The organism is Streptococcus parasanguinis, assembly GCF_019929185.1.
GTDB classification, from domain to species: Bacteria; Bacillota; Bacilli; order Lactobacillales; family Streptococcaceae; genus Streptococcus; species Streptococcus parasanguinis_O.
On record NZ_JAHZPC010000011.1, the window covers coordinates 61,151 to 69,643 of the forward strand.

Genomic DNA, 8,493 nt, shown 5'->3' on the forward strand with positions numbered 1-8,493 from the left:
GAATTAACCCTCCCAACGTTTAAAGGCCAGAACAGCATTGTGTCCTCCAAAACCAAAGGTATTTGAGATAGCGTACTGAATATCCGCTTCTTGACCTTCACCATAAACAACGTTTGCTTCGATATAGTCAGACAATTCTTTAGTACCAGCAGTTTTTGGTACAAAGCTGTGACGAATCGCTTCGATGGTAGCAATCGCTTCAACCGCACCAGCAGCACCAAGCAAGTGTCCTGTAAATGATTTCGTAGATGATACAGGAACTTCTTTACCAAGTACAGAAACAATAGCTCCGCTTTCACCTTTCTCATTGGCAGGTGTAGATGTACCATGCGCATTGACATAATCGACATCTTCAGGTTTGATACCAGCTTCATTAATAGCCAATTTAATTGCTTTAGCAGCACCTGAACCATCTGGTGTTGGTGTTGTCATATGGTAAGCATCACAGTTTGAGCCGTAACCAACAATTTCAGCCAAAATATTAGCACCACGTTTTTGGGCATGTTCCAAACTTTCGATGACAAGAACCCCTGCACCTTCACCCATCACAAAACCATTACGGTCTTTGTCAAATGGGATAGATGAACGTTCTGGGTCTTCTGTTGTTGAAAGGGCCGTAAGAGCATTGAAACCACCGATACCAATCTTAGTAATCGAAGCTTCAGCACCACCTGCCAAAACAACATCATGCATACCAAATTTAATTTCACGGAAAGCTTCACCAATGGCATCGTTGGCAGAAGCACAAGCTGTTGTCACGGATTTACATACCCCTTGAGCCCCAATCTTAAGTGCGATGTTTCCAGCCCCCATGTTTGAAAGAGCTTTTGGAATAAACATTGGTTGGATTCTCTTCATCCCACGTTCATGCATCCGGATAATTTGATCTTCCAATTCTTGCAAACCACCGATACCAGATGATACAATCACACCAACACGATCGCGATCTTCTTCTTCCATGTTCAAGCCTGAATTTTCAATAGCTTCCATTGCAGCATAGATTGCATACAATGAGTAAGTATCCATACGATTTTGATCTTTTTTTACGAAATATTTATCGAATGGGAAATCTTGAATTTCACCAGCATTAAAGACTGGAATTTCAGAAGCATCAAATTTTGTAATGGGCTTGATTCCAATTTTTCCTTCATGAAGGCTATTCCAGAACTCCTCTGGTGTATTTCCGATTGGTGAGGTTACACCGTAACCTGTAACAACAACACGATTTGTAGACATATATATTCTCCTTTTGTCGGATGGATATTTAAGTAAGTGATTTTCGATCAGTGAGCATTCATTATTGCATAGTCATGCCGCCATCAATGGCAATTGTTTGACCAGTTAAATATTCTTGACATGCTAAGAAAGCCGCAACTTCTGCCACTTCTTCAGCTTGACCAATTCGTTTCATTGGCACTTGAGCTAGCATGGCATCTTTCATTTTCTCTGGAATAGCGTCTGTCATATCTGATTCAATGAAACCAGGTGCAATGGCATTCACACGAACGCCACGAGCCGCAACTTCACGCGCAACAGATTTGGTAAAACCAATCAATCCAGCTTTTGAAGCTGCATAGTTCGCTTGACCAATATTCCCCATTAGACCAACAACAGAGGACATGTTGATAATGGCCCCTTGACGAGCTTTAGACATCGGTTTTAAGACAGCTTGAGTCATATTAAAGGCACCTGTCAAGTTGATTTTCAAGACCCGTTCAAAATCTTCTTCAGTCATTTTCAACATCAACTTGTCGTTTGTGATGCCAGCGTTATTGACCAAAACATCAACACTTCCAAGCTTTTCAATTGCTTCAGCCACCATACGTTGCGCATCTTCGCCATTAGAAATATCTCCAGAAATACCAACAACAGTCACACCATAGTCAGCAAACTGTGCAAGCAAGTCCTCAGAAATTTCAGAACGTCCATTTAGGACAACATTGGCACCGAGACTCGCAAATTTATGAGCCACAGCCAATCCAATTCCGCGTGTTGAACCTGTTACAAAAACATTTTTATTTTTAAGTTCCATCTTTACCTCGTTTTAAGCATTCAGAAGTGCATCTAGACTAGCCTGATCTTCGACGTTATGAGTTGGAAGAGTTTTATCAATTTTCTTCAAGAATCCTGACAAGACTTTTCCAGGTCCGATCTCGATGACTTCATCTACACCAAAGTCTTGAATCGTAGCAATTGAATCATAGAAACGAACCGGTTCTTTTACTTGACGTGCCAAAAGTGCTTTCACATCTTCTGACTTCATGATTGTAGCTTCTGTATTCCCAACTAAAGGAAGATCAAAATCATTAAATGATACTTTTTCTAGTTCAGCCGCCAATTTTTGACTAGCAGATTCCAGTAAGGCTGTGTGGAATGGACCTGACACATTCAAAGGGATCAAGCGGTTGGCACCTGCTTCCTTCAATAGTTCCACAGCATAGTCCACAGCTGCAACCTCACCACCAATCACAATTTGTGCTGGTGTATTGTAGTTAGCTGGTGTCACTACACCCTTTTCAGATGCTTGTTGACAAATCTCTTCGATCAAACTTGGATCTGTATTCATAACAGCAACCATTTTCCCACTTCCAGCGGGAGCTGCCGTTTCCATGAATTCACCTCGTTTCGCAACCAAAGCTACTGCATCTTCAAACGAAAGAGCTCCAGCCGCAACCAGGGCAGAATATTCCCCCAAAGAGAGGCCGGCAACAATATCAGGAGTGATACCATTTTCTACTAAGAGACGATAAATGGCTACTGACGTTGTCAAAATAGCTGGTTGAGTATAGCGTGTCTGATTCAGTTTTTCTTCGTTAGAATCAATCAATTCACGCAAATCATAGCCTAGAATACGACTAGCCGTATCAAATGTCTCTTTAACAACGGGATAAGCCGCATACAAATCGCTCGCCATGCCCAATTTCTGAGCCCCTTGACCAGCAAATAAGAACGCACGTTTTGTCACTATCCTAATCCTTTCGACGTTTTTAGACGTTTACATCTGCCCAACGAGCAGCCTCTCTTTGAATCACCTTGGCTGCACCATAATAGATATCTTCTAGAATTTCAGCACAGGTTTCTTCCTTGCTGACAAGACCAGCAATTTGGCCTGCCATTACAGATCCATTGTCAACATCTCCATCAACAACGGCATTGCGAAGGGCACCTGCTCCTAATTCTTCAATTTCTTCTTGAGTCTTCTTACCTGCCAAGAAATCTTTTTCAGCTTGGTTATAGGCAGAAGCCAATTTATTCTTGATCGCACGAACAGGGTGTCCAACAACTGATGCTGAAACTACCGTATCAATATCTTTCGCTTTCAAGATTTTATTCTTAAAGTTTTGGTGAGCATTAGATTCTTTAGCAACCACGAAACGAGTTCCCACCTGAACAGCTTCGGCACCTAACATTAAGACAGCTGCAGCACCAGCACCATCAGCGACACCTCCAGCACCAATTACTGGAATAGAAACAGCTTCAACCACTTGACGAACCAAGGTCATAGTCGTCAATTTACCAATGTGACCTCCAGCTTCCATTCCTTCTGCAATCACTGCATCGGCACCCAATTTTTCCATCCGTTTTGCAAGGGCAACAGATGGAACAACAGGAATGACAGTGATCCCTGCTTCATGGAAACGATCCATGTATTTCCCAGGATTTCCAGCACCAGTTGTAACAACCTTTACACCTTCTTCAATCACCAGGTCAACAATGTCATCCGCGAATGGGGACAAAAGCATGATATTTACACCAAAAGGTTTATCTGTAATAGACTTCACTTTATCAATGTTAGCCTTTACAACTTCTTTTGGAGCGTTCCCGCCACCAATGATTCCAAGACCACCGGCGTTTGATACTGCTCCAGCCAAGTCACCATCAGCGACCCATGCCATCCCACCTTGGAAGATTGGATATTTAATATTCAATAGTTCAGTAATTCGTGTTTGCATTATACCTACCTCTTTTTTCGCTTAAGTAATAGTTTGAGTTTAAAAGATTGTTTCTTTGAGCCTCAAACTATTACCTAAACAAGAGAGAATATCTTTCGATACTCTCATCTATCATTATTTTGTTTTTTCTTCTACGTAAGCGACAAGGTCACCAACTGTAGACAATCCTTCTTCAGTTTCGATTTGGATGTCAAAAGCATCTTCAATTTCAGAGATAACTTGGAACAAATCCAATGAATCTGCTTCTAAATCTTCGAATGTAGACTCAAGAGTTACTTCTGATGGTTCTTTACCAAGTTCTTCAACGATAATTTCTTGTACTTTTTCAAATACTGCCATGATAGGCCTCCTTAAAAAATAATATATAAATTTTTAAAATGTGTTTCCACATGTTTAACTAGATTGTAACAAGAAGTGTGCCCCATGTCAAACCTCCACCGAATCCTGTTAGAAGAATTTTTTGACTTCCATCCATCTTGATTCGATGATTCTCGACACACTCCGATAATAGAATGGGGATACTAGCAGCACTAGTGTTCCCATATTCCATCATATTTGCTGGGATTTTCTCTCTAGAGACACCCAGCTTCTTTGACATCTTATCTAACATTCGGTCATTCGCCTGGTGTAACAGAAAATAGTCAATCTCTTCTGCTTCCATAGAGGCGTCTGCTATAATTTTTTGAATACTTTTCGTGACATCACGAATGGCAAAATCAAAAACTGCCCGTCCATCCATCGTCAGATATCTTCGATCAGAAACTTCCTCTGAATATGGGGAAGAGAGACCCAAATAGCAAGACTCAAGACTAGTACCTCGGCTACCATCCGTAAAAAGATTTTCAGCCAAAAACGATTTTTGGTCACTTGCTTCAAGCAAGACACCACCAGCTCCATCTCCAAAAAGGACTGAAGTGGAACGGTCTGACCAGTCTAATACTTTTGAAAGCGTCTCACTACCGATCACAATTCCTCGCCGGTACATACCTGAAGAAATGTATTTTTCAGCAGTGGCTAATGCAAATACAAATCCGCTACATGCTGCAGTCAGATCAAAGGCAAAAGCTCGAGAAGCTCCAATATTAGCTTGTACCCGGGCTGCAGTTGATGGCATTAAGCTGTCTGGAGTAATCGTAGCAACAACGATGAAATCAATTTCCTCAGCATCTAAGTTTGCTTTTGCTAATAATCTTTGTGCAACAATTGTTGCTAGATCACTTGTCGTCTCATCTTTTGAAATGTGACGCCGAAGGATACCTGTCCGACTACTGATCCATTCATCACTTGTATCCATGATCTCAGCCAAATCATCATTTGATACGACTTGGTCAGGTGCATAATGAGCAACTTGACTAATTTTAGCAAAGACCATTATTTAATTTCCTCCAAGAAACGATACAGATTTTGCAATCCTTTTTGCATCACTTTCTTCTCTTCGGGACTCATATCTCCAATAATCTGGTTGACCATCCGTTTATGGAATTGCTGATGAAGACGATAAAGTAGACGACCGTTCTTCGTTAAACTCAAGTGTACAACCCGGCGATCAACTTCCGATCTTCTTCTTTCGATATACCCTTTGCGCTCAAGATTATTCAAACTTGTCGTGACAGTCCCCAAAGTCACCATCAACTCCCGTGAAATATCACTCGGGGTTGCATTCGGTGTCGAACCAATCACATCGATCGTATGCATTTCTTTAATAGAAACATCTTTGAATCGACTTGCTCTTAGGCTCGACTCCTCAATAACCAAAACATTATTAAAGATGGATGTTAAATAGTCGTTAACTAATTGGTAATTCAAAACTCCACCTCCTAATTTTACTTTGATAGTCAAATTTTATCAAAAATGAAAATAATTTGCAAGCATTTTTTCACAAAACATAGAAAAATTACAAATTTATTTTCCTTTAAATTGTGGCCGACGTTTCTCAGAGTAGGCAATAACCCCCTCCTTGAAATCTTCTGTAAATGCTAGTTTCTTTTGCAAATCCAATTCAAGACCCGCATATTTGTCCCATTCTTTCAAGAATGCTTCCCAAACCATTTCTTTCATGGCAGCATAAGAATTTGAAGATCCTCTTCTTAATTTTTTAAGCAATTGCTCAACGGTTTTATCGAGTTTTTCAGATTCACAAACACGATAAGCTAGGCCATAATCAAATGCTTTTTCAGCAGTCAAGGCTTCACCCGTCATTACTAAATGAGTAGCCCGAGACATGCCAATGGCTTTTCCTAACAAGAATAACCCACCCGCATCTGGTGCTAAACCAACCCCAACAAAGGCTTGGATAAATTTAGTACGATCACTAATAATACAAAAATCAACAGCTACTGCAATGTTAGCAGCTGCTCCAGCAACCGCTCCATCTGCCACCATAATAACCGGTTTTGGCAATTGCTTGATTTTCTTTGAAATCGTATTAACTAATTCGGCAATTAAAACAAGAGACTCGATGTCATCCGCATCGACTGCGCGTTTCATTTCGCTCAAATCTCCACCAACTGAAAAGATTTTCCCTTCTGCTGATAGAATAATGAATTTTACTTCCTCATTTTTTTCTGCATCTTCCAGGGCAGCTAAAATTTCCTGACACATTGGAATGTTAAAACCATTGGATACTTCAGGACGATTTAAAGAGATTGTCGCGAGGTCGTTTTCGACAGAATACAAAATTGTTTCAAACATCACAGACTCCTTTTGTTTAAATATAAAATATTTTGATATTAAAACTTTTGAATTATAACATATCATACCACAAAAAAGTAAAATAGTAAAATATATCTATAAGATGTAACAAAATTGTAAAATTTGAATAATTACAATTTCTCTCCTCTACAGAATCAATTATTTTATGCCCTATCTGTAAATACATTGTATCAATAACTGAACTTTGGTATAATGTATTAATGAAACTATTAAGGAGAAAATATGAAAGTAACTAAATTCGGTGGAAGTTCTCTAGCATCAGCTTCTCAATTAAAAAAAGTACTTGATATCATTAAAGATGATCCAGAAAGAAGATTTGTAGTTGTATCAGCTCCAGGTAAGCGCAACGCTGAAGACACAAAAGTAACAGATGCTCTGATCCGCTATTATAAAGAATATACTTCAGATAAGGATGTCACACAAACACAACAGTGGATTATTGAACGTTATCGTGCCATTACAGAAGAATTGGGTCTCAAAGATTCCATTATTCAAGAAATTGCTGAAGATATCTATGATTTAACAAATTTACCTAAAAAAGGGAATCCATTCACATACGATGCATTCTTAGCAGCAGGCGAAAATAACAATGCTAAACTCATTGCTGCTTATTTCAATCAAAATGGATTAGAAGCAAGATATATCCATCCAAAAGAGGCAGGAATTACGGTCACTGCAGAACCATCCAACGCTCGTATTTTACCATCTAGTTACGATAAAATTGAAGAACTAAAAGATTCAAGTGAAGTGATTGTCATTCCAGGTTTCTTTGGTGTTACTCAAGATGGTGACATTTGTACATTTTCTCGTGGTGGATCTGACATTACAGGATCGATCATTGCAGCAGGTGTAAAAGCAGACTTATACGAAAACTTTACAGACGTAAATGGTATTTTTGCAGCACATCCAGGTATTATTAAACACCCACATTCTATTCCTGAATTAACCTACAAAGAAATGCGCGAATTGGCCTATGCTGGTTTTTCAGTCTTGCATGATGAAGCACTCGTTCCAGCATACAGAGGTAAAATTCCATTAGTCATTAAAAATACTAATAATCCAGACCACCCTGGAACCCGCATTGTTTTGGAACATTCAAATGATCATGTGACTGTTGTAGGAATTGCAGGTGATTCAGGATTCGTTAGTATTAACACTACAAAATACCTTATGAACCGTGAAGTCGGTTTTGGTCGAAAAGTCCTTCAAATTTTAGAAGATCTAAATATCAGTTGGGAACATATGCCAACAGGAATCGATGACTTGTCCATCATTTTGCGTTCACGTGAACTGACTCCAATCAAAGAACAAGAAATTTTAAAACAATTAACGCAAAAACTCGAAGTTGACACAGCCGAAATTGAACATGATCTTTCCATCATTATGATTGTTGGGGAGAAAATGAAGAGTCAGGTAGGGGTTACTGCCACTGCAGCCAAAGCACTATCAGAGAATGAAGTGAATATTCAAATGATCTCTCAAGGTTCTAGTGAAGTTTCCATTATGTTCGTTGTAAGTAAAGATCAAGAAGAAAAAGCAATTAAAGCCTTATATCAAGCATTTTTCCCAAATAACTAAATAGAGAAAAGCTCCGTTAACTAAACGGAGCTTTAATTAACATTAAAATCAAAAGTAAAAAAGAGACCAATTACTTGATCTCTTTTATTCTATACTCCGCCAGTAGGACTCGAACCTACGACATCATGATTAACAGTCATGCGCTACTACCAACTGAGCTATGGCGGAATCAAGCTAAGCGACTACCTTATCTCACAGGGGGCAACCCCCAACTACTTCCGGCGTTCTAGGGCTTAACTGCTGTGTTCGG

9 protein-coding genes and 1 tRNA gene are annotated in these 8,493 nt (G+C 39.5%); 1 reads left to right on the forward strand and 9 read right to left on the reverse strand.

What is annotated here, in order from left to right; all coding sequences use genetic code 11:
• Positions 1–3 precede the first annotated feature (3 nt).
• From fabF to fabM, 8 genes are all read right to left on the reverse strand, one after another.
• Positions 4–1,236 (reverse strand): beta-ketoacyl-ACP synthase II, encoded by a 1,233-nt coding sequence (gene fabF, locus K1I56_RS07535; RefSeq protein ID WP_003010454.1) that lies wholly within the window; start codon positions 1,234–1,236, stop codon positions 4–6.
• A 61-nt stretch (positions 1,237–1,297) separates the two neighbouring features.
• Positions 1,298–2,032, reverse strand: coding sequence for a 3-oxoacyl-[acyl-carrier-protein] reductase (gene fabG / locus K1I56_RS07540; RefSeq protein ID WP_223325657.1), 735 nt, complete (start codon positions 2,030–2,032; stop codon positions 1,298–1,300).
• A 12-nt stretch (positions 2,033–2,044) separates the two neighbouring features.
• Positions 2,045–2,965: an ACP S-malonyltransferase gene (gene fabD, locus K1I56_RS07545; RefSeq protein ID WP_223325658.1), complete on the reverse strand. Its 921-nt coding sequence runs from the start codon at positions 2,963–2,965 to the stop codon at positions 2,045–2,047.
• A 22-nt stretch (positions 2,966–2,987) separates the two neighbouring features.
• Positions 2,988–3,953, reverse strand: coding sequence for an enoyl-[acyl-carrier-protein] reductase FabK (gene fabK, locus K1I56_RS07550; protein WP_223325659.1), 966 nt, complete (start codon positions 3,951–3,953; stop codon positions 2,988–2,990).
• Positions 3,954–4,067: 114 nt separating this feature from the next.
• Positions 4,068–4,292, reverse strand: coding sequence for an acyl carrier protein (locus tag K1I56_RS07555; RefSeq protein WP_003003892.1), 225 nt, complete (start codon positions 4,290–4,292; stop codon positions 4,068–4,070).
• 58 nt (positions 4,293–4,350) lie between these two features.
• Positions 4,351–5,325, reverse strand: a complete 975-nt coding sequence (locus K1I56_RS07560) for a beta-ketoacyl-ACP synthase III (protein ID WP_223325660.1) — start codon at positions 5,323–5,325, stop codon at positions 4,351–4,353.
• Positions 5,325–5,759, reverse strand: coding sequence for a fatty acid biosynthesis transcriptional regulator FabT (gene fabT / locus K1I56_RS07565; RefSeq protein ID WP_003003993.1), 435 nt, complete (start codon positions 5,757–5,759; stop codon positions 5,325–5,327). Before fabT ends, K1I56_RS07560 begins: the two co-directional genes overlap by 1 nt.
• A gap of 96 nt (positions 5,760–5,855) precedes the next feature.
• On the reverse strand, positions 5,856–6,647 hold the full coding sequence (gene fabM, locus K1I56_RS07570; RefSeq protein WP_182448499.1) for a trans-2-decenoyl-ACP isomerase: 792 nt from the start codon (positions 6,645–6,647) through the stop codon (positions 5,856–5,858).
• 240 nt (positions 6,648–6,887) lie between these two features.
• Here fabM and K1I56_RS07575 point away from each other — a divergent pair, with 240 nt between their 5' ends.
• Positions 6,888–8,243, forward strand: a complete 1,356-nt coding sequence (locus K1I56_RS07575) for an aspartate kinase (RefSeq protein WP_049522749.1) — start codon at positions 6,888–6,890, stop codon at positions 8,241–8,243.
• A 94-nt stretch (positions 8,244–8,337) separates the two neighbouring features.
• Here the strand turns inward: K1I56_RS07575 and K1I56_RS07580 are convergent.
• Positions 8,338–8,411, reverse strand: a tRNA-Asn gene (locus K1I56_RS07580).
• Positions 8,412–8,493 lie beyond the last annotated feature (82 nt).

What these genes read in the sequence shown, in the direction of transcription:
- fabF (WP_003010454.1), bottom strand. Translation starts at nt 1,236, where the DNA reads ATGTCTACAAATCGTGTTGTTGTTACAGGTTACGGTGTAACCTCACCA.
- fabG (WP_223325657.1), bottom strand. Translation starts at nt 2,032, where the DNA reads ATGGAACTTAAAAATAAAAATGTTTTTGTAACAGGTTCAACACGCGGA.
- fabK (WP_223325659.1), bottom strand. Translation starts at nt 3,953, where the DNA reads ATGCAAACACGAATTACTGAACTATTGAATATTAAATATCCAATCTTC.
- K1I56_RS07555 (WP_003003892.1), bottom strand. Translation starts at nt 4,292, where the DNA reads ATGGCAGTATTTGAAAAAGTACAAGAAATTATCGTTGAAGAACTTGGT.
- K1I56_RS07560 (WP_223325660.1), bottom strand. Translation starts at nt 5,325, where the DNA reads ATGGTCTTTGCTAAAATTAGTCAAGTTGCTCATTATGCACCTGACCAA.
- K1I56_RS07575 (WP_049522749.1), top strand. Translation starts at nt 6,888, where the DNA reads ATGAAAGTAACTAAATTCGGTGGAAGTTCTCTAGCATCAGCTTCTCAA.